Annotated in this window: 30 protein-coding genes; 25 read left to right on the forward strand and 5 right to left on the reverse strand. The window is 55.8% G+C overall.

The genetic code is table 11. The annotated features are described in order from the left end of the window. The gene (locus ACA051_RS31405; protein WP_497376107.1) at positions 1-576 is read left to right on the forward strand and encodes a hypothetical protein; all 576 of its coding nucleotides are present in this window, start codon (positions 1-3) and stop codon (positions 574-576) included. Between the two features lie 153 nt (positions 577-729). Here ACA051_RS31405 and ACA051_RS31410 read toward each other — a convergent pair whose 3' ends face one another. Then, positions 730-1,272, reverse strand: coding sequence for a hypothetical protein (locus tag ACA051_RS31410; protein WP_497376109.1), 543 nt, complete (start codon positions 1,270-1,272; stop codon positions 730-732). A gap of 280 nt (positions 1,273-1,552) precedes the next feature. Between ACA051_RS31410 and ACA051_RS31415 the strand changes: the two genes are divergently transcribed. Continuing rightward, positions 1,553-1,891: a type II toxin-antitoxin system RelE/ParE family toxin gene (locus tag ACA051_RS31415; RefSeq protein ID WP_497376111.1), complete on the forward strand. Its 339-nt coding sequence runs from the start codon at positions 1,553-1,555 to the stop codon at positions 1,889-1,891. Then, positions 1,888-2,187: a helix-turn-helix domain-containing transcriptional regulator gene (locus ACA051_RS31420; protein WP_497376113.1), complete on the forward strand. Its 300-nt coding sequence runs from the start codon at positions 1,888-1,890 to the stop codon at positions 2,185-2,187. Before ACA051_RS31415 ends, ACA051_RS31420 begins: the two co-directional genes overlap by 4 nt. Before the next feature lie 112 nt (positions 2,188-2,299). Here ACA051_RS31420 and ACA051_RS31425 read toward each other — a convergent pair whose 3' ends face one another. The 4 genes from ACA051_RS31425 to ACA051_RS31440 form a co-directional block, all read right to left on the reverse strand. Continuing rightward, the gene (locus ACA051_RS31425) at positions 2,300-2,446 is read right to left on the reverse strand and encodes a hypothetical protein (protein WP_497376115.1); all 147 of its coding nucleotides are present in this window, start codon (positions 2,444-2,446) and stop codon (positions 2,300-2,302) included. A 52-nt stretch (positions 2,447-2,498) separates the two neighbouring features. Beyond that, on the reverse strand, positions 2,499-2,726 hold the full coding sequence (locus ACA051_RS31430; RefSeq protein ID WP_497376117.1) for a hypothetical protein: 228 nt from the start codon (positions 2,724-2,726) through the stop codon (positions 2,499-2,501). A gap of 348 nt (positions 2,727-3,074) precedes the next feature. Further along, positions 3,075-3,539, reverse strand: coding sequence for a conjugal transfer transcriptional regulator TraM (gene traM / locus ACA051_RS31435; RefSeq protein ID WP_497376119.1), 465 nt, complete (start codon positions 3,537-3,539; stop codon positions 3,075-3,077). Between the two features lie 12 nt (positions 3,540-3,551). Next, positions 3,552-4,271, reverse strand: coding sequence for a nucleotide-binding protein (locus ACA051_RS31440; protein WP_497376184.1), 720 nt, complete (start codon positions 4,269-4,271; stop codon positions 3,552-3,554). A gap of 828 nt (positions 4,272-5,099) precedes the next feature. Here ACA051_RS31440 and ACA051_RS31445 point away from each other — a divergent pair. The 22 genes from ACA051_RS31445 (at position 5,100) to ACA051_RS31550 (ending at position 23,616) form a co-directional block, all read left to right on the forward strand. After that, positions 5,100-5,462, forward strand: a complete 363-nt coding sequence (locus ACA051_RS31445; RefSeq protein WP_497376121.1) for a plasmid mobilization protein — start codon at positions 5,100-5,102, stop codon at positions 5,460-5,462. After that, entirely contained in the window at positions 5,459-7,894 is a 2,436-nt protein-coding gene (gene traI, locus ACA051_RS31450) for a TraI/MobA(P) family conjugative relaxase (protein WP_497376123.1), read from the forward strand. The genes ACA051_RS31445 and traI overlap by 4 nt, the downstream gene beginning before the upstream one ends. Next, positions 7,891-8,259, forward strand: coding sequence for a hypothetical protein (locus tag ACA051_RS31455; protein WP_497376125.1), 369 nt, complete (start codon positions 7,891-7,893; stop codon positions 8,257-8,259). Before traI ends, ACA051_RS31455 begins: the two co-directional genes overlap by 4 nt. Next, entirely contained in the window at positions 8,256-10,247 is a 1,992-nt protein-coding gene (locus ACA051_RS31460) for a type IV secretory system conjugative DNA transfer family protein (RefSeq protein WP_497376127.1), read from the forward strand. The genes ACA051_RS31455 and ACA051_RS31460 overlap by 4 nt, the downstream gene beginning before the upstream one ends. Beyond that, the gene (locus ACA051_RS31465; RefSeq protein WP_497376129.1) at positions 10,244-10,810 is read left to right on the forward strand and encodes a S26 family signal peptidase; all 567 of its coding nucleotides are present in this window, start codon (positions 10,244-10,246) and stop codon (positions 10,808-10,810) included. The genes ACA051_RS31460 and ACA051_RS31465 overlap by 4 nt, the downstream gene beginning before the upstream one ends. Continuing rightward, a complete protein-coding gene (locus ACA051_RS31470; protein ID WP_497376131.1) occupies positions 10,807-11,781 on the forward strand; it encodes a lytic transglycosylase domain-containing protein in 975 nt (324 codons plus the stop codon). Before ACA051_RS31465 ends, ACA051_RS31470 begins: the two co-directional genes overlap by 4 nt. 2 nt (positions 11,782-11,783) lie before the next feature. Then, positions 11,784-15,122: a zincin-like metallopeptidase domain-containing protein gene (locus ACA051_RS31475; RefSeq protein ID WP_497376133.1), complete on the forward strand. Its 3,339-nt coding sequence runs from the start codon at positions 11,784-11,786 to the stop codon at positions 15,120-15,122. 59 nt (positions 15,123-15,181) lie between these two features. Beyond that, entirely contained in the window at positions 15,182-17,194 is a 2,013-nt protein-coding gene (gene topA, locus ACA051_RS31480; protein ID WP_497376135.1) for a type I DNA topoisomerase, read from the forward strand. 176 nt (positions 17,195-17,370) lie between these two features. Then, entirely contained in the window at positions 17,371-18,042 is a 672-nt protein-coding gene (locus tag ACA051_RS31485) for a tyrosine-type recombinase/integrase (protein WP_497376137.1), read from the forward strand. Between the two features lie 345 nt (positions 18,043-18,387). Next, complete coding sequence (locus ACA051_RS31490) at positions 18,388-18,633, forward strand: hypothetical protein (protein WP_497376139.1); 246 nt, start codon at positions 18,388-18,390, stop codon at positions 18,631-18,633. A 12-nt stretch (positions 18,634-18,645) separates the two neighbouring features. Further along, positions 18,646-19,065 carry a hypothetical protein gene (locus tag ACA051_RS31495; protein ID WP_497376141.1) on the forward strand — a complete coding sequence of 140 codons (420 nt, stop codon included), beginning with the start codon at positions 18,646-18,648 and terminating at the stop codon, positions 19,063-19,065. 12 nt (positions 19,066-19,077) lie between these two features. Further along, positions 19,078-19,350: a hypothetical protein gene (locus tag ACA051_RS31500; RefSeq protein WP_497376143.1), complete on the forward strand. Its 273-nt coding sequence runs from the start codon at positions 19,078-19,080 to the stop codon at positions 19,348-19,350. 14 nt (positions 19,351-19,364) lie between these two features. After that, on the forward strand, positions 19,365-19,643 hold the full coding sequence (locus ACA051_RS31505; RefSeq protein WP_497376145.1) for a hypothetical protein: 279 nt from the start codon (positions 19,365-19,367) through the stop codon (positions 19,641-19,643). A gap of 6 nt (positions 19,644-19,649) precedes the next feature. After that, positions 19,650-19,901 carry a hypothetical protein gene (locus ACA051_RS31510; RefSeq protein WP_497376147.1) on the forward strand — a complete coding sequence of 84 codons (252 nt, stop codon included), beginning with the start codon at positions 19,650-19,652 and terminating at the stop codon, positions 19,899-19,901. A gap of 11 nt (positions 19,902-19,912) precedes the next feature. Next, positions 19,913-20,206 (forward strand): hypothetical protein, encoded by a 294-nt coding sequence (locus tag ACA051_RS31515; RefSeq protein ID WP_497376149.1) that lies wholly within the window; start codon positions 19,913-19,915, stop codon positions 20,204-20,206. Positions 20,207-20,219: 13 nt separating this feature from the next. After that, the gene (locus ACA051_RS31520) at positions 20,220-20,483 is read left to right on the forward strand and encodes a hypothetical protein (RefSeq protein ID WP_497376151.1); all 264 of its coding nucleotides are present in this window, start codon (positions 20,220-20,222) and stop codon (positions 20,481-20,483) included. Positions 20,484-20,721: 238 nt separating this feature from the next. After that, positions 20,722-20,949 carry a hypothetical protein gene (locus tag ACA051_RS31525; protein ID WP_497376153.1) on the forward strand — a complete coding sequence of 76 codons (228 nt, stop codon included), beginning with the start codon at positions 20,722-20,724 and terminating at the stop codon, positions 20,947-20,949. Positions 20,950-21,416: 467 nt separating this feature from the next. Further along, entirely contained in the window at positions 21,417-21,626 is a 210-nt protein-coding gene (locus ACA051_RS31530; protein WP_497376155.1) for a hypothetical protein, read from the forward strand. Positions 21,627-21,726: 100 nt separating this feature from the next. Beyond that, complete coding sequence (locus ACA051_RS31535) at positions 21,727-21,888, forward strand: hypothetical protein (protein ID WP_497376157.1); 162 nt, start codon at positions 21,727-21,729, stop codon at positions 21,886-21,888. A 249-nt stretch (positions 21,889-22,137) separates the two neighbouring features. Continuing rightward, complete coding sequence (locus ACA051_RS31540) at positions 22,138-22,353, forward strand: hypothetical protein (protein ID WP_497376159.1); 216 nt, start codon at positions 22,138-22,140, stop codon at positions 22,351-22,353. A 247-nt stretch (positions 22,354-22,600) separates the two neighbouring features. Continuing rightward, the gene (locus ACA051_RS31545; protein WP_497376161.1) at positions 22,601-22,846 is read left to right on the forward strand and encodes a hypothetical protein; all 246 of its coding nucleotides are present in this window, start codon (positions 22,601-22,603) and stop codon (positions 22,844-22,846) included. Then, positions 22,843-23,616: a DUF4942 domain-containing protein gene (locus tag ACA051_RS31550; protein ID WP_497376163.1), complete on the forward strand. Its 774-nt coding sequence runs from the start codon at positions 22,843-22,845 to the stop codon at positions 23,614-23,616. The genes ACA051_RS31545 and ACA051_RS31550 overlap by 4 nt, the downstream gene beginning before the upstream one ends. Position 23,617: the final 1 nt, after the last annotated feature.

Raw genomic sequence — 23,617 nt, forward strand, 5'->3', positions numbered from 1 at the left:
ATGAGCGAGAAAGGACCACAAAAGTACCATCAGCCTGCAAACAGAGGCACTTGGGTACAAACCGAACGTGCCGGGCATGAGGCTTGGGCCGCGCTCTCGGGGAAGCATCCAAAAGCCTCCCAGCTTATGCACGTATTGGTTGCGCACATGGATGAAAAAGCCGCTCTCGTAGCCAGCCATAAGCTTCTTTCTGAGCTTTGCAATGTCTCGATAATGACAATTCGGCGCTCGCTGGCTGTTCTAGTTGAACAGAACTTTATTCAGACCGTGCGGGTCGGTAGCGAACGCGGCGGCGTGCTTGCTTACATCATCAACAGCCGTATTGCGTGGGCTGACTCTCGCGAGAATCTTAAATACGCAGCGTTCAGCGCTCGCGTTTTGGTCACATCCACGGAACAAACAGCACCGTTGGAAGGGCCAGAACTCAAGCAGACACCGCTACTGGCGGCTGGTGAACTCCAGTTGCCGCACGGGCCAGGACTTCCGCCACCGTCCCAGGAATCATTCGATGAAATGCTTCCTGACCTGCCATCGGTCACAGTTGGCGACCAGTCAAAATTAATAGAATCGCGGTAAGGGTTTTCCCCTCGGAAACCAAATGCGGCAAGCCGCAAAAGCGACACCAAAAAGGGGAAGTGTTAAAGTTTCAACACCTCCCCCTCCCCTCTTTACTCGCATTAAATCGCATTAAATCGCGCTATAACGCACTAATTCGCGCTAATTCTCACATCAAGCCTTGTTCTGGTTGTTCGGCCCTTCTTTTGGTGTCCTTACCCGCTTGACGGGCTTAGCAGTCTGCGCGGCATGAGCTTGACCGTCACCCTGCCCTTTCGCTTTTGGCAGTTTCTTGACCGGGGCGCGTGCTTCCACTGGAGTAACGGTTGTCTTGCGCGCTGCTTTAGGTTTGGGATGGCCCGCCTTACGCAGAGCCTTGGCAACGTCGCTGATGCCTTTCCAGATGGCTGCTGCTCTCTCTGGTGTCATTGCGGGTTCATTGGACGTCACGGCGGCCGATAGCTCGCCCAGCCACTTTTCGGCGCTCCTGGCCACAAACGAACGGTGTTCTGACTGCTGCTTATTGCGCCTCGTGGTTAGCCAGTCGTCCAACTCTTTACGTTCTTGAACCGTCAGCTCATCGAGGCCTTCTGTGGGCATCGATGTTATATAGCGCGGGAATGTCGCTACGACCTTCTGGTGGCTGCGCTTCACCGGCGCCGGGTCATACACGGAACGAATGCATTGAAGTTTGCGGCCTTGCTCCCGAATCTGCATAGCGGATAACTCCTTATCTGATGCCCGGATATTAAACTATCCGCATAGGGTGATTATATACTATCCTTGCAAAGATATTAAATCATCCGACTAGAATGTTAATAAACTATCCGATTAACGGATGATAAAACATAACGCTAGTCGGATAATAAATCAGCAGATAGGCGGATATTAAACTATCCGCCTTTCTTTCGATGCCACGAAACAACAGGATAAAAATATATCCGCCTATCGACATTTTTCGCTTGATGTTCTATCGTTTTAAAACGACAATAGCGCCATGATAGAAATTCGACACTACATCGACAACGCGGGCTGCGATCCTTTCGCCGAATGGCGTGAGAAAGTGCGCGACACCAAGGCCAAAATTGCCATTGACCGTCGCATTATGCGCGTCGAGCTGGGCAACTTCGGCGATCACAAGCCTCTGCGCGAAGGTGTATGGGAAATGCGGATCGACACGGGGCCAGGGTATAGGGTCTATTACGCCAAGGCGGGCTTAACGGTTGTGCTGCTTCTGTGCGGCGGTGATAAGCGCAAGCAGGCCGCCGACATAGAGCGAGCGTGCGCTTACTGGCTCGACTGGAAGCGCAGCAATCAACAGGAGGGCGAGCAATGAAAGACAGATCGCACGACGCGGCAATGGCTGACGTGTTCCGCCGTGATCCGGCCTATGCCGTAGAGCTGCTGAATAGCATCCTAGAGGACGGCGATCAGGCCGAACTACTGATTGCGCTGCGCCAGATGACAGACGCCTTTGGCGGCGTCCGGGGTGTGGCCAAGTCGGCAGACCTGAACCCGAACCAGCTCTATCGAACGCTTTCAGCCGAGGGCAATCCCGCTGTCAGCAACCTGAGTGCAATTTTGCGTGCTATGGGGTTGAGGCTAGCCATTCAGCCAATTGCGGTGCATTAAAAATGCGTCAGCGGAGGCGTTAGCCTGGAGCCGGTCAACACGCCTTTTTTTGCCCAAAACAAAAACCCGCCGTAGCGGGTTTTTTGTGTCTGCGATTCGGTGTGAACCTTCATCACTGGGTTTTCTGAGTTGCTTCATATGCCTTGGCACTATCAACCAGTCGTTGGTATTCAGCCTCAGACATTTGGCCTTTGTCGCGCAATTCTTTCAGCGTGCCGCTGCGGTAGTAGCTCCAAATACGTTTAATGCTTGGCTTCATGACGTGTTCCGTGTGCTGGCAGTTGACGCCCGGCGAACCGGGCGTCACTTGTTTAGATTGTAGATTTGAGATATTTGGCGAGGTCATCGGCTTGTGCATGGGTGTTGCAGTCTTCGACCCAAATGTGCAAACCGGCAGCATCCTGCGCATAAACCCCAAAAAAATGCGCTGCACAATCCTCAGCTTCTTCGACGCAACCATCTACTTCGATACATCCACGGATTTGCAGGCTTCCAGTCCATGTAACCGGCAGTTCAAAAGCGCGTTCAAAATTAGTCATTCCCACACCCTCACTGGTTCGTTTCAATGAGATTGATTTTACGCTATACAGTATAATACGCATAGTTAAATTTACGGTATAGAGTATAAACAAGGAGGCTAGTCGTGTATTGATGTCGGATAAATTAATATCCTATGGGTGGATATTTGTATATCCGATAGGCGGATATTTAATAATCCGCTAAGGCGATGCTTATCTATCCGCTAACAGGATAATAAAATATCCGATTAGCAGATAAAAAAATATCCGCTAAGCGGATATTAAAACATCAGATTGGCGGATAATTAATTATCCGCCATGCTTCTGACCACGCCATTAGTAAGCCGAGCCGGACGCGAGCGCCCCGGCTCACTTCACCAGCACGATAACCAGCGCAGCGACCGCTACGACCGCCGACAAAATAGCGACGGCCGCAGCCAGGAACGCCCCGTTTTTCGCTGACTGCGCATCCCTACCGCTGGCCACCGCGTCGCGGCTCGCGGCCTGTGCGTTCAATATCTGGCGGCGCAGCTCAACACCCGCTTCATTTACGGCCGCAGTCACGGCTTGCCGGAGTTGATCGCTGACGTAAGTAGAAGCGTCGGTGATGATCTTGGCGGCTGTTTCCTTGGCTTGTTCCACTTGTTGTTGAGTGCTAACGGCTAAAGCGCGTGTCGCATCATCGTAATGCGCCGCCACTAACTCTAAGTAGCGGTCTAAGACCATTTCGCTAACAGTTACTGTGACAAGGATAGGATCATCCTTGCCCAGCAACACATTATGCTGAATGGCGACGTGTTTTCGAATTTCATCGAAGTCAACCATTGGGCGCATTTGAAACCCCCTTTAGAGGACAACTGCGAGTTGTTCAAAAATCGCGTTTTTAACTTTGGTCAGTCGGGATTTTGACATCAATTTGAAGTCGTCAGACTGATTGACTTCATCAAACGTCAATTTGCTATCGAGCATCAATTTAACATCTTCGCCGAAAGTGCTGCCAGTTTGCCGGGCGATACGCACAATGCCGTGAATTCGATGTTTGTTGTTCACGTAAACTTGCATATCCTCGAAGCCTTTGCCGTTGGCTTCAATGTCGCCGAAAAACTCATTAAGCCAAACAATCAATTTGGCATCGCCTGGCATTTGTTCGAGAATTGTCGCCAAACCGCCCAGTGTGTCACGCATGGCCTGACCACCGGTAACTACGGTATGAATAACGACTTGCTTATTGTTCTCGCCGATGATGCTAAAGGCGTCGTTTTCTGCAATGTAGTAGGAGAGTGGGATAAACGATGCCGCGCCGTTATCCACAACAAAGTTCGAGTCTTCTTCAACAATCTGTTCAATCAAACGGTCAAAGTTACGCTCTACAAGTGAGCCGCCGTTCATCAGTTCAAGGCGCTGAGTGCCGAGTGCCTTATAACCGGCAAGAGTGGCGTTCACTGGGTCGGTATCAACGGGGGTAACAGTTTGACCAACACCGCGCAGATATTGAACGAGCAGAACCGAAATAAACGACTTGCCGACGCCACCCTTGCCTTGCAGGGTAAAGTGAACTTGGCGAATTGCTTGGGTCAGAGGATTTTCGATAGTTACAGCATTCATATTTTCTACACTCCGATTAGATAAGGTCATCGCGGTTGTTTCCGCTGCTTGGGTCATGCTGGAAGACTGGTGGTCGCTTGTTGCCTGCTGGCTTGCCGCTGGTGGTTGGGGCAGGGCTTGCCCCTCCTGATCCGCCAATGCTGCCTGTAGAGGCTGCTGGGGTGGTTGGCTGTTGCTTTTTCCCTTGCCCTTTCCTTTGGTGTCCATCGGCTGTTTCCGCCCTTATGTACTTGTTGACGTATCGGTTGAACTGGGAATAGCTCATGCCCAATTCGCTTTCGTATTTCTCGAACACTTTTCGCTGTTGGTGCCCGGCCTTGAACAGTTCTTGGAACGTGTCCAGGCGGGCTAAAAAAGCGATCTTGCCATCACCCCGGCGGGGTGACTCGGCCGTCTCAATCGCCATTTGCCTTTCCTCCTATTGAGCGCCGCGAGCCTTCGCGTTCACTCAGTCTACAGCGTTATGCGATTTAGTGCGACTGAATGCGATTTAACGCGATTTAATGCGATTGGTCAATACGCCTTGTGCGATTTAGCGCGATTTAATGCGAATTTGTGCGACAAGGCCGCACCACCGGGCTTTAGCCCGGCTTAGGCTGGCCCGGTGCCAGCAAATCGCATACAATCGCATGAGCAAAGACGGCAAGATGTGTGTTGTACGGGTACGGGCTTCGCCCTCCCCCTCCCAACACCTTGCCTTACTCGCCTTCGGCTCGACGGAATCTTGCTCTGCGAGGCCCACCGTCGCTGCCGCGACAGAAGCAAAAGCCATATAGAAAGGAGAACGCCATGACCGGCGCCGAGCCACCCAAAGCGAAAGCCCGCCGACGCGGAAAACCCATAGAGGTTTGGGTGAATGAAGAGGAAAAGGCGCAGATCACTGAGCGCGCCACCCAGGCCGGTTTGTCCCGGTCTGGATACCTGCGAGCCGTTGGGATGAACTACCCAATTCGGTCTGTTGTAGACCTGACCGCCGTTGCTGATTTGGCCAAGGTCAATGGCGACCTTGGGCGGGTCGCGGGTCTGCTGAAATTGTGGCTCGCAGAGAAACGCGGTCAGGGTGCCAGGCCGACAGACGTTGAAGCGATGATGAACGACTTCCGAAAACTTCAAGGTGAAGTCCTAGCTATTATGTCGCGGGTAGTTAGATGATCGCCAAGCGCGTACCACGAGATAAGGGAACATCCGACCCGGCCCGATTGGTTCGGTATATGGTCGCGGCTGTTGGTGGCATTGATCCTAATACATGGTCTAGGACTTCTGATTATATATTAGACACTAAAGAAAGTACGATTAAAGGCGAAAAGGTCGCAAGTTATCGAGTAACCAATTGCGGTACTGACGACCCGGCGGCAGCGGCTATATTGATACAAGCCACTCAGGCTGCTAATACCCGGTCAAAAACAGATAAAACCTATCATCTGGTTTATTCGTTTCCGCCGGGTGAACATCCGTCGTTGGAAGTTCTTCATGCCATCGAGGACGAACTATGTTCGTCCATTGGTTATGCGGATCACCATCGAGTTTCGGCGGTCCATAAAGATACTGACCATTTACATGTCCACGTAGCTATTAACAAAGTCCACCCAACGGGCTTGCAAAATATTGAACCGTATTACGATAAGCGTCAGCTTATGAAGGCGTGCGAGCGCCTTGAAATACAATACGGCCTAGAACGCACCAATCATGGATTAACAAAGGACAAAGACAATGACAGAGATGATCGAATCCAGCTCGAACCCGGACAACGACCACATGAGCGTGATTCCCGCTTTAGACGATATTTACGAGAGTCCTACGATTTCAAGATTGGCGATGAGCCGGAGGCCAAAACCCTCAACACTTTGCGAACGCTGTCCGGCTGCCGTATGGCAAGTATTACCAAAGTCGATCCAGTGTTACTGCCGGATACTGCACGTGATGGTTTACACCCCGGAGGAGAAAACCCCACTACAAGCGTGCGACGGCCGGGAGTTCGCGATAGAACAGATGTTGGCCAAGATGGAAAGCCAAGAGGGATAGCGGCTGATATTGAAGCGGAAAGCGGGATTGAAACTCTGACTGGCTATGCAGCTCGCGAGTTGGCTCCAGCGATCCGCAAGGCGACAAGTTGGCAAGAGGTACATGCCGCCGCCGCCGAACACGGCCTACAGGTCAATAAGCGCGGTGCTGGCCTTGTAATCGGTGATCCCGACATTCCGCTCTGGACGAAGGCCAGCAGTTGCGGCCGCGACCTTTCCTTAAAAGCTCTGACTGATCGGCTTGGTCCGTTCGAGGCATCCGAGCAGAAGCAGCAAAGCAGCGATAAAGGCCGCAAAGCATACACAGCCAAACCGCGCCAATCCGCGCCGTCGAGTGCTGCGCTCTTTGCCCAATACCAGCGCGAAAGGCAGGGCAGCATCACAGATCGGCGCGCTGGCTTGGAGCAGATCAAGCGCGATGGCTTGGCGTTCAAGGCGCAGTTGCAAAACTGGCGGAACACTCAACGCATGTTGCTGAAGGTTGCCACAAAAGGCCCAAGTCGCCGCCTGATGCTGGCCACCATAAAGCACCAGGGTGACGCATCGAGAGCTGCGAACAGCAAGGCAATGGCTCAGCGACGGCAAAAGCTTTTCGAGGACACCACAACACCCGCGTGGGCTGACTGGCTTGTGAAACAAGCCGAGAAGGGCAACACCGAGGCTATTGAAGTTATGCGCAGCCAGGAGCAGCGCGAACGCCGATGGCAAGGCGACCTGTTGACCGCCGAGAAGTCCGACAGAGCGAAAGCTGTCGTTCTGGAGCGGTTGAAGCCCAAGGCGCGCAAGGACGGGACGATGGCCTATCACACGGTTGACGGCGGCATGGTTGTTGACCGAACCACCCACGTTCAAGCGCAGAAGGCGACAACCGGTGCGGCTTTGGTAGCGCTCGAACTGGCCTCGAAGCGCTTCGAGGGTCAAGACCTGATCGTTGAAGGCACCACAGAGTTTCGGCAAGAGGTCGCGCAGCTCGCCGGTATGCACGGCCTCAATGTCCGATTTGTCGATCCATTGATGGAGCAGCTGCGACAGGCAACAGCCGAAGCCAAGGCTATGGAAATTGAATGGCAGGCCGAAATCAAAGGGCAAGGGCAGGCACCAAAAGGAAAGGCCAGCGCGGTCAAGCCGTCCGCAATTCAACCAGAAAGACGGACAGAAACCGGCGATATGGAAGCGGCGTGGCAGGCTGAAATCAATCCGCCAAAACGGACACCCAAGGAGCGGACAAAAACAGGGCAGGGCGATCAGCCTAACGCCCCTGTATCTGCTGACTTAGCGGCTGAAAAATGGATCGAAGAAAGGAACAAAAATAGAGACAAAATATCGTCTATAGACTATCATCGGCTATGGGCACCTACGGATGCCGGTAAGGCTACCTATCAAGGTCGCAGGCGCATGGACGATGGCAGCGAAGTGCTGCTGTTGAAGCGTGGCGATGAAATGTTGGTGAAGCCGTCCGGGCCGCGTGTCGTAGCCAAAGCAAGCAAGTTCAAGCTAGGCCAGAGCGTGCAACTGGATGCACGGGGCCGATTCATTGATGGAGCCAAAGGGATCGAACTATGAACTATGAAACTGGCGCAACGTGCCTCGTTGCGGTGGCCGTGGTCATTGCAATTTCTGCTGCCTTACGCCGTCGCCGGGAGGCGCAAGAGCGCCGCACTATTTGGCAGGTGTTTAATGCCCTTACGCCGCTTGCCGATTCGGTCGACAAGTGGACGCCTGAGCAGCGCGAAGCCGTTCGGCGCACCGTTCAAGTTGATGGCTTGCCCAGGTTCCCGACATCCCAGCAAGACCGCGAAAAATACAGCCCACAACTGCGGTTGATGGAGTGGGATGCACGCAATGAATTCCTAAAAACATGTGTCGGCCATCCGGCTTTTACGACGCCGTGCCTAGCGAATTTTGACCAAAAGGATCAAAAACAGTGAGCGAAAAAAAGGACAAAAACTCATCCGCTGGCAAGCTACGGCTTATTGGCGGGCTTTATCTGGTGTTGTTTGTCACCGGCATAAACAGCGTTTGCACCCAAGTCGTGGCCTCACGGCTTGGCTACCATCCGGCACTTGGAAAGCCTCTGTTCGGTCAGCTTTACGGGCCGTTCGACTGGTGGCGTTGGATGCTTCGTTTCTACGATTCGGCCCCCACGACCTACAACTATGCGTTTGTCATTTTCGCTGTCGGTGTGATGGTGGCGATGTTGGCTTACGTGCTTGTCATCGGTTTAAAGTCACGCAGCTCGCGACAACACGATGACATTCACGGCACGGCGCATTTTGCATCGATGGACGAGCTGAAACAGACAGGCCTTTTACCGCCCGAGGGTCAGCCCGGTGCAGGCGTCTATTGTGGCGCATTTGACGACGAGGAAAACGAACGAACCGTCTACTTGCGTCACGATGGACCTGAGCATGTCCTGGCACTTGCACCGACCCGAGCCGGCAAGGGTGTCAGTCTGGTTACGCCGACGTGCCTTAGCTGGCCTGCCAGCCTGTTTGTGCTGGATCGAAAAGGCGAGGTGTACGCCATGACCGCCGGGTGGCGGCAAAAGGCTGGAAACGTGGTTTTGCGCTACGACCCTGCGCAGCCGGGCAAAGGCTGTTCATGGAACCCTATTGGCGAAATTCGTTTTCAAACCCGATTCCAAGTCAGCGACGCGCAGCAACTGGCACTGATGGTTGTAGACAGCGACGGCAAAGGCATCGAGAGCAACCACTTTCGTTCGGCCGCGTTCGAGCTTCTGGTAGGTCTGATCCTTCACGCGCTGTACAAAGGGGTTAACGTCGATCTTGGCATTTTGCGCACGCCATGCCTGCAAGACTGCGCACATATGCTGACAGGTGTTGGTGACTTCGCAGCCCCTGACACTGACAACGACCTTGATATGAACGAGGAAGGCGACCCCAAAGCGCTTTCAGGCTTATTCGAGGAAATGCGCGACGTTCGTTTTGACACCACCGATCCGGCCGACCGCGAATCGCGCCTTGTCATCATCGGCGTGGGCCGTCGAATGTTGGGCACCCCGGCTCGTGAGTTGGGCAGCATCATTTCCACCGCGAACAACGCACTGTCGCTCTATCGCGATCCCATCGTGGGAGAAAATACCTCACGGAGTGACTTCAAGATCGCTGACTTGATGGATCACGACCGGCCGGTGTCGCTGTATTTCATCACAAGCCAGCGCAACACCGACCGTTTGCGGCCTCTAGCGCGCCTGTTAATCACGCAAATCGTGTTGAGCTTGGCCGATGAAATGGAGTACGACCAAGGCCGCGCCAAAACTGCGCACAAGCACCGGCTGTTGCTCATGCTCGATGAGTTCCCATCGCTGGGCAAAATCGAAGTTTTTGAAACCGCACTGGCTCAAATCGCCGGTTACGGTATTAAGGCCTACATCATCACGCAGGACGTGCAACAGCTCTATAAGGCATACACCAACTACGAGAGCATCATTTCCAACTGCCATATCCGCGTCGCGTTTGCGCCGAACAACTACAACACGGCCGAGTGGATGAGCAAGATGACGGGCCAAACCACCGTCGTGTCAGAGAATGTTTCTACGTCCGGTAAACGGTTCGGATTGATGTTGGAGCAGGTGACGCGCAGCTACCAGCAGACCCAACGGGCATTGATGACCCCTGATGAAATCATGCGTCTGCCCGGACCAACCAAAATCACCGTGAAGCAGGACGACGGGACGACAAAAGACCTCATCACCGAAGCGGGTGAAATGCTAATTTTCGTCGCCGGTCAGCCAGTCATCAAAGGCCGCCAGATTCTGTACTTCAAGGACCCGGTATTTTCAAAGCGTTCGCTGATTCCCCCGCCACCTACCGACGTGGTTCGCGTTGACAGTGCGAGCATCACCCCGGCCGCGAAGCCTGGAACACCCGCAAGCGGGGGCTTTGTCGTCCAATGACTGGCCGCCGCTTCGGAATCGCCGCAATCAGCGTGGCCATCGCTTTGGGTGCCGCTTTTACCATCGGCCATGCCGCTGGTTTGCGGCTGAACCTGACCGACTCCGCTCCGCATGGCCTTTGGCTTGTGCAGGCCGCTGACGTGGCCAGCATCAAGCGCGGCGCGCTGGTCGAAGTCTGCCCCCCGGCCTCGCCGGTTGTCAGCGTCATGGTGCAGCGCGGCTACCTGTCGCCGGGTGACTGCGCAGGCTTGGCCGTGACAGCGCTTCTCAAGCCCGTGTCGGCCGTCCCCGGCGACACCATCCGCTTACAGCATGGCCAGCTTGCGACGGTCAACGGTGTGGCATTGCCGAACACCGTGGCCATGCCCGCGATTCCGGCGTGGCCAGATGGAACCTACACCGTCGAGCAAGGCCAAGCGTGGCTGTTTTCGAGCTACAGCGCTGGCAGCTTTGACAGCCGTTATTTCGGCCCGGTGGAGCTGGCCACCGTGCGCGGCATCGCCACCCCTATTGCTGTTCACGGCGATCCGGCGGCCATCACCACAGGAGTGAACCACCAATGATCGGCCTTGAAATGATGGCTGCCTGTGCGCCCAACGTCGCACCCGCCACCCTGGAACGCATCATCGCCGTCGAGAGTGCAGGGCAGCCGCTGGCCGTCAATGCCAACGTCAAGTGGGTGAACGCCAAGGATAAAGACGGCAACCCCGTAATGGTCGTTACAGCGGACGGCAAAACAAAGCCTGAGCGCAAGAAAGTGACGTTCAAGAGCCCTATCGCAATCAAGACCGTGCAGGACGCGGTGACAGTCGCGTACATGGCCATAGAGGCGGGGCACTCGGTCGATTTGAGTTACATGCAAGTCAACAGCAAGAACCTCAATGCGCTGGGTTACAGCGTGGAGGACATGTTTGATCCGTGCAAAAACCTTGCAGCCGGTGCGCGTGTCTTGACCGCGTTTTATGCCTCGGCACTGCCGAAATACAAAACCGAGCAAGCCGCGTTGAAGGCCGCATTGTCGGCCTACAACACGGGCGACTTTGAGAAAGGATTCACCAACGGCTATCTGGCCCGGTACGGGGTCAATGGCCAAACCACAGCGCTGGTCAGTGTGCCCGCGTTCAATCCTTACGCAGCAGATACCGCCGTGTCATTCAAACAACCACCGAAAAAGGAAGAAGCCATGAGCAGCACCAAAGGGGAAGAGGCACCAGCTTTGGCCCAGCGCGTCGATCCGGTCGTTAGCAAGTCTCAGGACGATGCACAGACGCCGGGCGTACAGGTCGAGCATACGGCCGATCAGGCCGAGGAAAACGGCGCGTTCAAGGAAACGGCAATGAGCGAGGCCGATGCTTGGGAATCGAACGCCGATATTGCGGCCGACGACGAGGGAACCGCGATCCAGTTTTCCCGCAAGGTAGTGCGTCAGACCGTCGAACTCGACACGTCCGACATTGCGAAAATGGAGCCGGACGCCGCTCAAGCAATCATCGCTAATGCGACGATCAAAATCCCGATGAAGGGAGGCGAATAACAATGAAACAAGAATACGCCGAACAAGTCGCGGCGAAGATCATCGAGCAGTTACAGCAGGGCACCGCACCGTGGCAAAAGCCGTGGCAGCCGGGTGAACTGCGCTTGCCCTACAACCCCACCACCGGGAAAGAATACCGGGGCATGAACACACTATGGCTGCACATGCAGGGCCACAGTGACCCGCGTTGGATGACCTACAACCAAGCGGCAGGGGAAGACGCCCAGGTGCGCAAAGGAGAGAAGGGCACCCAAATCGTCTATTGGAAGTTCAGCGACGAGAAGAAGCTAACCGACGAACAGGGTAAGCCGGTGATTGACCCGGAAACCGGAAAGCAGAAGACGATTAACGTCCAGCTTGAGCGGCCACGGTCCTTCACCGCCGTTGTGTTCAATGCTTCGCAGATCGACGGCTTGCCGCCGCTCGAAGCGCGGGCCGTTGGCCCCGAGCCAGAGCGGCATGCACTGGCAGAAAAGATCCTGACCAACTCCGGCGCGACGATCCATCACGTAGCAGGCGACAGTGCTTTCTACAGCCCCGGCCGGGACAGCATCACCCTGCCAGAGCGTAAGCAGTTCCCTACACCCGACAATTACTATGCGACCGCGTTGCATGAAGTTGGCCACTGGACCGGGCACCCGTCGCGCCTTGATCGCGACTTGTCGCACCCGTTCGGCTCAGAAGGTTATGCCCGCGAAGAACTGCGCGCCGAAATCGCTTCGCTGATGATCGGCGAACGCCTCGACATTGGCCATGACCCAGGCCAACACGCGGCCTATGTCGGTTCGTGGATCAAGAAGCTACAGGAAGACCCGAAAGAGATTTTCCGGGCCGCCGCTGACGCTGAGCGGATCAGTGCTTTCGTGATGGGCTTCGAGCATGAGCAGAGCCAAGAGCAGGCCGCCGAGCGTCAGCCGGTGCCGGAGATAACCCCGGAACTGGCCGCCGAACTGCAAGAGCTGCACGAAAACGCGGTTGAAGGTTACTCGCCGCTGGAAAGCTGGCAAATGATGAAAGCCGAGGCCGAGCGTAACGGCTACACCGCGCGCATCGACTACGCACCGGACAGCGAAACCAACGACCTGACCGGGACCTATGCGGTTACATACAGCGACCGCGAAGGCAACCCGACCGGCATTCGTTCCGACCTGTTCACCGATGGGAAGCTCTATACGTCGCTAGATGGCCAGCGCCTTTCGGCCTACATATCGAACGACGATGAGAGTCAGCCTGCCACTCTGCGCGTGGCGATAGACCGCCATGAAGCGGAAAAAAAGCTCGAGCAAAGCGCCCCGGTAGACCATGCGCAGCAGGCCGCGCCGGAGCCGACCGCGTACACCGTCCAGAGCCGCCGCATGGTTCCAGAAGATGCCGCGCAACACGCCGGAGAAAACGCCGTGTTTGTGCATCTGGCCGATGGCCGTCGAGCGTGGGGCTTTGGTGCCGACGACGACGCCGCCGAAAAAAACGCCGTATCTCGCGCCGAGAAAATCGGCCTCGATGCCGAGCGTGCCCCGACCCGTGCCGTGTTGCACGTAGAACCGGAGAAACCTATGCCGTCGCGCACCTATCTGGCGGTGCCCTATGCCGAGAAAAACGAAGCCAAGGCCCAGGGCGCCAAGTGGGATAAAGAGGCAAAAGCATGGTACGCCGAAGCAGGCGTAGACGTGGCCGCGTCCGGCCTTGCCCGCTGGAGCCTCGACAAACCGGGCGTGGTCAAAGAAAAAGAACCCGACACCCCGGAAGTACAGTTTTTGCAAGCGCTCAAGGATGCAGGGCTCGACGTTGCCGCTGCCAAGGACAAGAAAACGCACCCGGTCGATGACGGCAAGATGCACCGTGTACCGACCGTGGGAGAGAAGGGCGGCGGCACCAGTGGCGCCTATGCCTTCCACAAAGACCCAACGTCAGACGGCGGTTCGATCTACGGCGGTTTTATCCAGAACTATAAAACCGGCGAAGTGGTGCATTGGAAGCCCGAAGGCAAAACCGAGCAACTGACCGCCGAACAGCGCGCCGAGCAGGCGACCCAGGCCGCGAAACTGCGTCAGGAACGCGACGACGCACGTTCTGCAGGACATAACGCCACGGCCACCGCTGCACAGGCATTGTGGAAGGAATCCCCGGCCGCCACTGGCGATAACGCCTATTGCAAGGCCAAGGGCATTACCAACCCTGCGGGGCTGCGTGTGGTGCCTTCCAGCGTATCGCCGGAGGCTGCCGCGCTGGGGATCAAGATTGCCAAAACGGCGAAAGAGGCCAAGGAGCTGCGCGAAGCCGATCCGAAAAACCGCGTGTTCAAGGCGGGCGATCTGCTGATTCCAGGCAGCGACGCGGACGGCAAAATGTGGACGCTGCAAAGCGTAAACCCGTACTTCAAAAGCTTTATGAAGGACGGTCGAAAAGCTGGCCTGTTCACAGTAGCGGGTGATTCGACCAAGTTCCTCGACCAGACCAAGGACACCCCTTTGGTGCTTGCCGAAGGCTACGCCACGGGCGACACCGTGTCGCGCCTGATGGGTGGCCAGCCGGTGATCGTGGCATTCGACAGCGGCAACCTTGATGCCGTCGCCGGTCAGTTGCGCGAGCGCAACCCCGGCCGACCGTTGCTGTTTGCTTCCGACAACGACCATAACGCACCTAAGACGCTGGATGCCAACGGCAAGCCCAAGGTCAATGTCGGGCTTGTGAAGGCTCAAGAAGCCGCCGTGAAGCATGGCGGTGGCGTCATCGTTCCCAAGTTCAAAGATGGCGACAAGGGGTCGGACTGGAACGACCTCGCCACGGCGAACGGCGACGAGGCGGCCCGCCGGATGTTCGGCGAAGAAATGGCCGTGGCCAAGCGTGACGCGGCCGTCACCGCCGAGCGCCTAACCACCCTGGCGCGCACACGCGACATGGAGGCCCGTAACGACCCTACCACCAGCGCAGACGATGCCACGGTGGCCACCGAGCGAGGCCACGCGGCCGAGGTGCTGGCCAGCGCGCAATCGCAGCTTGGCGAAGTGCGCAGCATGGCCGCCGATGGTGTCACCGGCAAAGGCAAGGGCACGGGCTCAGCAGCAGCCGTTAAGGCTGGCATCAGTCGCAAGACCGAGGCCATGCACGACAAGGCCAGCGATGAGCGGGAGCATGTTTTGAACCATGCAGCACAAGGCGCCGATGGTGCTGCTGTGTCGTGGAAAAAACTTCCAGAACCCGCCAAAAAAGCCTTGATCGAGGCCGTTGAGGCAGGCCGCGAAGTGAGCTTGCCAAAAGATGCCCCGGCCAAGCTCAAACAGATGGCAGGCCATGAGCCGACGCCCAAAACCCGCAACCGCGGAATGGGCGCAGAACTTTAAATGTATGCCAGCGGCCGGGCTGACCGGCCGCACCTTTTCGACTTTAGGAAGCACCCGAAATGACCACATTGGTAATCGTTGAATCACCGACAAAAGCCAAAAAAATCGCGCCGATGCTGGGAGACAGTTACGTCGTCAAAGCCAGCGTTGGCCACGTCCGTGACCTACCGCAAAAAGAGCTTGGCATGATGCCGCCAAGCTACCAGCTTCAATACGAGCCGACTGAGCGCGGCGCGAAAATTCTTAGCCAGCTCGCTGCTGCTGTGCGCAGCGCTGATGATGTCATTCTCGCGACTGACCCGGATCGGGAAGGGGAGGCGATAGCCTGGCACCTGGCCGACGCCTTGAACCTGTCGAACCCTAAGCGCGTGGTCTACAACTCGATCACCAAGGAAAAGATACAAGCCGCCTTTGCCGCGCCGCGTGCCATTGATATGCCCCGTGTACACGCTCAGGAGGCGCGCCGCGCCCTTGATCGCATGATTGGCTATCGCGTCAGCCCGGCGCTGTCTGACCACGCCGGGGAAGCGCTGGGAGCCGGTCGTGTGCAGTCCCCGGCCGTGCGCCTGATCGTTGACCTCGAACGCGCCATTGCCGCCTTTAAAAGCACTGCCCACTTTGGTGTCGAACTGCTTTTCAAGAACGACGACGCCACCAGCTGGAAAGCGCAGTGGGACGTTAAACCGCACTTGGCCGAGGGGGCGAAATACCTACTCGATTCAGAGTTGGCCAAACGCGTGTCGAATGTGCGCAAAGTCACTGTGACCGAGTACGAAGACAACGAGAAGGGCAAGGCACCTGATTCGCCATTCACCACCTCGGACTTGCAACAGGCGGCAGGTAAACGGCTTAAATTCAAGCCCAAGAAAACGATGGATTTGGCCCAGCGTCTTTTTGAACAAGGCGCAATCACTTATCACCGCACCGACTCCCCGAACATGGACGCCGAGGGAGCCGCAGACATCGCCGCCTATGCGGAAAGCGCGGGCTTGAAGCTGGCCGACAAACCTCGGACGTGGAAAGCCAAAGAAGGGGCGCAGGAAGGCCACGAAGCCATCCGACCGTCGCACGTTGCCGACCTTGAAATGGGGGAAACGGACGAAGAACGGGCGTTGTATAAACTCATCTGGCAACGCGCCGTGGCTTCGCAGTTGGCCGATGCGATGTATGCCGTGCGCACTGTCAGGATGACCGCAGACGCCGAAGGCACGCCAGTTGCGTTTAAAGCCACCGGCCGCACCCTACTTTCGCCGGGCTGGCAGGCTGTCTATGCCGCCGACGTGGCCGACGAAGACGACGAGAAAGACGAAACATCCAACAACCCAATTCCTAAGCTGACCCTGGCCGATCCGCTGACCGCTGACAGTGCCAATTTTCTGTCGAAGAAGACCAAACCGCCTGTACGTTACAAACTCGACACGCTGGTTAAGGAAATGGTGCGCTTGGGTATCGGCCGCCCAAGCACCTATGCGGCGATTCTCGACAACATCATGAGCCGGGAATACATCCTTGAAGACAAAAAAGGCTATCTCAGCCCGTCGCCGCGTGGCATCACGGTTTGCGACAGTCTGGTGGGCAAGTTTGCGTTCCTCGAAACCGACTACACCCGTGGGCTTGAGGACGAGCTAGACCAGATCGCCGAGGGCAAAAACCAGTATTTGGCCGTCGTGGCTGGAGCATGGACCGCCCTCGATGTTGAGTTGACCGGCCTTGCAGCCGCAGAACTGGCCGCCGGTCATCCGTGCCCGACCTGCGCCAAGGTGCTGCGCCGTCGCAAGGGGGAAAACTCCTACTTTTGGGCTTGCTCTGATCGCGAATGCGCCCAGCAGACTTTGCCCGATGCGGACGGTAAGCCCGGCGAGCGGAAGGCACCACCACCACCGACAGGCATCGACTGCCCGAAATGCGGCAAGGAACTGGCTCGCCGCCAGGGCATGACCAAACCGAAAAAAATCGGCTGGAAGCCGCAGCCGTATGATTTTTACAGTTGCACCGGCTATCCAAAATGCGAGGCGAAATTCAACACCGGGACAGATGGCAAACCCGTGTTTGAGGACGCCAAGACGGCGTAACCCATCGGCCCCCGGCCTCATGCCAAGACGATTGGACACCAAAAGGGAAGGGCGGGGGCCGAGTCTGATTTTCCGTGAACACCACAGCGGGCCTGCCTGTAAGCTATTCAGGAGGCCCGTTGGCCACTCTCTACAGATCCAGCACGATTCCCGTGCAATCCTGACAGAGAGCCCGTATGACCATCCGCCGCGCTACTTCACTTCGCCCAGGACAACTCAAACACTTGATCCGCGTTGCATCCGTCACCGGCCGTCTTCCAGAACGCGATGTGGCCTTGTTGTGGCTAACCCATACCACAGGCGTTCGCGTCACCGAACTGGCCTTGTTGGAGGTCGCAGACGTGTTGTACCCCAGCGGTGCCATCAAGCCCGAGGTGTACTTGCGAGCGGACATCACAAAGGGTTGTAGACCGCGAAATATCTATCTGACCCATGCCAAATGTTTGGCCGCACTCGATGCGTGGTTTGCGATGCGTCATCGGCGCCGCTGGGGGCTTTCCGGCGCGGATGAGTATCGAGGGTTGCGCCCAGGTTCAAAGCTGGTCATGACGCACAAGGGGCAAGCCTTTGAACTGGCGTTCAAACATCGCCAGTTGGACAGTGGGCCGGAGGTGTACCGGGCCTGTGATGCGCTGCAACAGACAATCACCAGGCTCTACAGGCAGGCCGGTATCAAACATGGTTCGTCCCACAGCGGCAGGCGCTCGCTCGCAGCTAAGGTGCTGGCTGCAACCGGTGATGTTGAGACAGTGCAAACGATCCTTGGCCATGCGTGCCTTGACCACAGCAAGCCGTATCTGACCGTAAATCAAGAAATCATTCGACGGGCTTTCGAGGTGGCTTTATGATGAAACATATTTCGCATGATTTAGGTGGGCTTGTGAGCGTTACAGAAGTGGTTCCAATGACTCCCGATGAGTTTAGGGCTCTCATGGCAACACGGGGTTGGGATGCCTTGATGCTTAGTCAACGCTGGGGAATGTCGAAGCGCAGAGTGCAACAGATCGTTGCCGATACAGACCGGCCGCGCTACTACGACGATGGGTTGCGCGGGCTGCCTGAAATCGTTGTAAGGTGAAATATATTTCTTTACTTGGTATGAAATATATTTCACACTTGCCTCATCGAAACGTCGCCCTATAGGGCTGACAAGTAAAGGGAAAAGATCGCTGCATACCTTCTAGGGGGGATTTATGGCAGGTCAAGAATCAAGCGCGAGTCAGGTTAGAAAGGCCGACCGTGTTGCAGTGCTAGGGTTTTATTTGTTCCTCATGACGCTTGGTTCTTTGTTGGTTCCTTTGATTTTTGAAATCAAAAGCGGCGTTGATCGACCGATTTTTTTCGGCCTTGTTCTGGCCTGCTGGGGAACGAAAATCTTTGAATCCCGTTTGCTGCGTCGAGCGCTAGAAACGGGTGCCAAGCCGACTGCCCAAAGTTGAGGGAAAACGCCCATGACCGACAAAACCACCCAGCAGCAGCGCGACGAGCTGCTGCACCTGTTAGAGAGTTCGTTCCGTGCGCTTGCCACGGCCGAAGACGTGCGCACCTACCGTTTCGATATCGGCTATGTACAAGGCATGCTCGATGCGATGGATATTCTGCGCGTTGCTGACGCGGGGCTGTTCAGTGCTGAAGAGATGCACGAGCTGTTTGAGCGCAAGCGGGTAGTTGGCAACGAGACGGTAAAGCGGATCGAGGGCGAACCGGCCGATGACGAACAGCGCAGTCGAGCAGATGCCATGCCTCTGCAAAATGGGTGTTACTGGTATCTCGGCGTTACAAGACCGTGTTCAAAATGCCCCACTGGGGTCGTGACGATGACGATTCCTAACCAGCTGCGCATCTGCGCTGCTTGCGTAGCAAAAGGTTAGAGGAAAAGTGCGATGAATCATAAGCAGGCTCTTACGGACTATGAGGCGTTACGCGCCATCGCCGTTGGCGATCCTCACGATGCCGGTGAAATCCTCGAACAGATCGGCAACAAAATGCTGAGCCGCCCTACTGCGAAGGAAGCGACAAAGCATCTTTGCCACCTGATCGACTTGTTTTTTGATCGTGGTGGCCCGCTGGGCGAATCACTGCGCGAGATACCAGAAGCTCACGAAATTTTCGTCCGTCACCAGCTCGTTGACGACAATGAAGAAGACGACGATTAATCAAGGAAAATCTGATGCACGATATTTTTGAGCCATCAAGCGAGCCTGCCCGCAGTATCTATGGCGCGTTCCAAGCCGAAGCAGCGAAACGTGTTGAGCGTAGCGTCGATGAATGGCAGTACTTGGAACTGGCTGCTGTGTATCGCGAAGCAGTGACTCAAGCTCAAGAACTCGGGCTGCGAGTGCCGACACTGGCGGACATCGTAAACGCTGAGCGCTACGCCAGTGGCTCCATCGACTACGGTGCCAAGTGGGCATATAGGGTCGTCGAGACCATGCGAGAAAGCGCATAGGAAATCATGAACAACATCAAAAACACACTCGCCCAGCTCGACGATGAATTGCTTGCTGAACTGCTGGAAGCTGCCCAGTTTGCGCTCAACGATACGCGCACGGCGAAGCGCGTAGCTGCCGAACTGGATGTACCAGCAGCTCGGGTTAAGGCTCTGGCTTACGTCGCTGTGCAGCTTTCTATGGAGCCGGACGCTGTGCCGGACGTGTCCACCGTGGCCCAGCTCGATGCCTTCCAGGCAGAGCTTGCCGGAGCATAGGAAAAGATTCAGTGAACACAGAAAACACCAAAATACAGGCTGTACCCGTACTAATCGCCGTCGGCCTGTGCGTCGCCATAACCCTAATGGCGGTAACGAATGTGAGGGGACAGGGTGAACCGCTGCGCTACGCGTTTTTGTTGCTGCCAGTCGCCGCCCTTGTTTTCTGGTTGTTTGGCAAGGCTCGTGCTGAAGGGCGGCATACAGTTCTGCTTTACGTACTGTTCATTGTTGGTGTTCTTTCGTTCGGTGCGGCCCTCAATTGGCTGTTATGGAACACCGTTACTGCGCTGATGCAAAGTTAAAGGAATTTCAGTCATGACCACAAACAGCGAGGCGTATTTTGCGCGGCGGCTCTTGGCAACGCTCAAGGAGCATCACCCATCGTTTCCAGTTGAAACGGTGAAGGGGAGCCGGATTGGGGCCGGATCGATGCGTGTGATTCACCTCACGCACAGCGGCGGCAAATTCGCTCAGTTCCCGTTCCCGATGAAGGGCCTGCATGCAGGTGCGGTTAGCGATGCGCTGTACATGTCAGCGTGCAGCATGTTGATGCTCACGCCGGTTCCCGAAGCAACGTAGGAAATGAAGATGACCACATTGGTATTTAAGTCGGTGAGCGTCCCGCTCCCAGCTCTGTTAATCGTCGTATTCGCCGCCGGTATTGCCGCTGGCGTTTGGGTTGGAGTTGGAGCTTTTTTGTATGGCTTCAACAAGGCACAGGATGAAGCCCGGATTGAGCGGGCTGCCGATCCTAGGCCAACAATGGCGGATCTATGCCCACCTCCGCTGCCACCTTCGCAATAGCACGGAAAAGATCATGGCGAGCAAAACGTTGGTGCGATTGGCAAAGGCAGCGGCAAAGGCTCACGCAAAAGCGGCGGCTGCGCAGGCAGCATGGGTTGAAGCGTTTGAGGCAGAGTACGGTCACGACGATATTTCAGACGCGCTTGTGAGTGCCATCGACTACGCGAGCGGGGAAGGTAATCACGGCGAAGACCTCACAGCCGAGTATATCGACGCTCACTCAGCGCCGGGAATGTCCTAACCAACTGTTGCAGGAAAAGTCGCTCAGATTCACCCCAAGCCCCTCCTTCAAACGTGGGGCAGAGGTCGTAGGGAGACGCGGTTATCGAGTCCACGAATTAGCGAGGTTCAAATGGGATTTTTTAGTAAGCAAGCGCACACCCGTACCCTAGAAGGAGTAGTTGAACGCTATGGCTTGGGAGGCATGGATTTTGGTCAGGGCCTTATCGTTCTACGCGGGGACCTACAGGCTTACGTGGTGGTTTTTACCCCTCAGACGATGCATGAGTTGATCCTAACTCAGCCGGGAGACAGGGTTAGGTTTTCAGAAACAGGTGGCTGCTTTGAAAACCTGACAATCAGAGAGTTGGGCATACATCGTTAGGAAATGTAGCTCAGCTGCACCCCAAGCCCCGCCGTCAAACGCGGGGCCAGGTAGAAGGACACCGATATTTACGTCCGCAAAATACGCTAACGAGAGAACAAGGCATGGACAACACAGCAAATACCAAACGCGATAGGTTTCCTTTGCTCGCAGTTATCGCCTTATCTGTGGTGGTAGGCGCGTTGATCGGAGGTTATGTAGCAAAGAATCAGGCTGATGGCTGGGAGAAGGTGGCTAACCGCTGGGAGAAGCAGAACAAGAAATTGTCCGCTATGTATGAGGCGTGCGCTAACCCTGCGGCCAAAGCCAACTGATCACGGAAAAGTAGCCCGCTGTACCCCAAGCCCCGGCTGTAAAAAGCCGGGGCCGAGCCCGTAGAAGGACGTCAATTTTTGCGTCAAAAAAGGAGAAGTTATGAGTTCGTTAGTGTTTTTAGGTCTTGCCATTTCTTTCGCAGGTTTCGGGCTTTTTGCGTGGCGTTCAGTTGTTCGTTGGATTGCGTACCCAATGTTCTTGATGGCGGCGATTGCCTTGTTTTTTTGTTTCCGGCCCTTGTTTGTCGTAGCCACTAACTAAGGCGAGCAAGGCAGCGGGGTTCATCACACTAGAGGCATGACACAACGACTGAACACCAAAAGGGAGGGGCGGAACGGGTGAACTCGGGTTTCCGTGAGCGGTATAAACACCATAGGCCGGGGGGCCCCTCGGCCTTTTTTGTTCCCGATCCGCGCCAATTATATTACGGTATACAGTATATTTATCTGTATTTATTATACGCTTAACCGTATAATAACCTCATTGAAACGAACCACTGAGGACTGAATTATGTTGACTATCAACGATGTGAAACAAGGCGATACCGTTAAACTTCGCTCCACCTTCGGAGGCGGCCCCATTGTCACTGGTGTAGTTTCTGGCGTGTTTGCCGATATTAAAAATGGTTACCCAGGCATCGACTACAAGCTCAACGGTAGCGAGGACGCGGACAGCGAGCGGTGGGCCTATTTGGATCAGGTCGACTATGTAGTGAAAAATAAATGACTCATCCTGCCCCGGTTCGCCGGGGCGGCATTTTCTCATCGGAACACCAATAAAGCCGGGGGGCACCCTCCGGCCTTTTTGTTTGTGTAGATCAGCCAGCGGCCAGCGAGCAGCCATTCAGATACAGGTTTAGCGGACATTTATTTTACGGTTAACCGTAAATAATGCTTTATATTTTATACGCTATACCGTATATTTATCTCATTGAAGCGAACTACTCCCGCTTGCATTGATGAGGAAAACCGTCATGGCCAAACCTGCCCCCGTTCCGTCTGATGCGAAACTCGAAAAAATGAGCCGCGATGAGCTTGTGGATTGTTACATGGAGATGTCCGGGGGCATGGACCCGCTGGAAGATGAGCCCGATATGCCGCTTTCAGAGCTGCTTTCAGGTTGCAAGGGGTACGCCATGATTGTGCGTTGTGGTGGCATCGACAACGCGAAATATTTGCGCTGGGAAGCGCAACAAATTGAGGCTGGAAAACGCGCATGAGCATCTTCAAAAACCTTGCGCTCCCCACGACGCTGAATGATCTGCTACAAGCCCGCGATGACGCCTTGCGCCTCATCGCGGATGCGCGCCGAATCACCAACATGGCCAAGGATTTGTTGGCTCCGCATGGGGCTTATCTGATGCCTCGCGGTGCCGTGTTGCCCGACGATGAAAGGACCGTGCGCCGCGATCTTGATTGCAGCATGTGGCGTCGAGCCTTCGACCTGACGGGCTTCAAGCAGTTGATGGATGCCCAAGCCGTGGCCGAGTTCGAAAAGGGTTTGCACCCCACCCCGCCCGAGTTCACCGAGGCGAATATCCGGGCCACCTTCATCGACTTGCGGATTCGTGCGGGGGATATGTTTCGGCGTGGCGTGTTCAACGTGTTCCGCTACCTGTCGGGCGACTACCGCACTAACGCCAAAGAGCCGTTTCGCATCGGCCGGAAGGTGGTTATGACTTGGATAGTCTGCCCGTCATTCCGGCGCGGCCTGTGTATCCGATCCGGGGCGAATGACAAACTCAATGACATAGACCGGGTATTTCAAACCTTGGACGGTAAGCCGTTTCAGCCGCGAGCCCTGGAATCAGCTATGAATGTCGCCTTCGAGCAGGGCGAGATATTTGAGAGCAGCTACTACCGGGCTAAAGCGTTCAAGAACGGAAACATGCACATAGAGTTCAAGCGCCTTGACCTACTCGACAAGGTGAACGAGCAGATTGCAGAGTTCTACGCCGAAGGCGCTTTGCCGGACGCCCGAGCCGCTTAAA

This window comes from Pseudomonas sp. LBUM1669 (assembly GCF_059695705.1).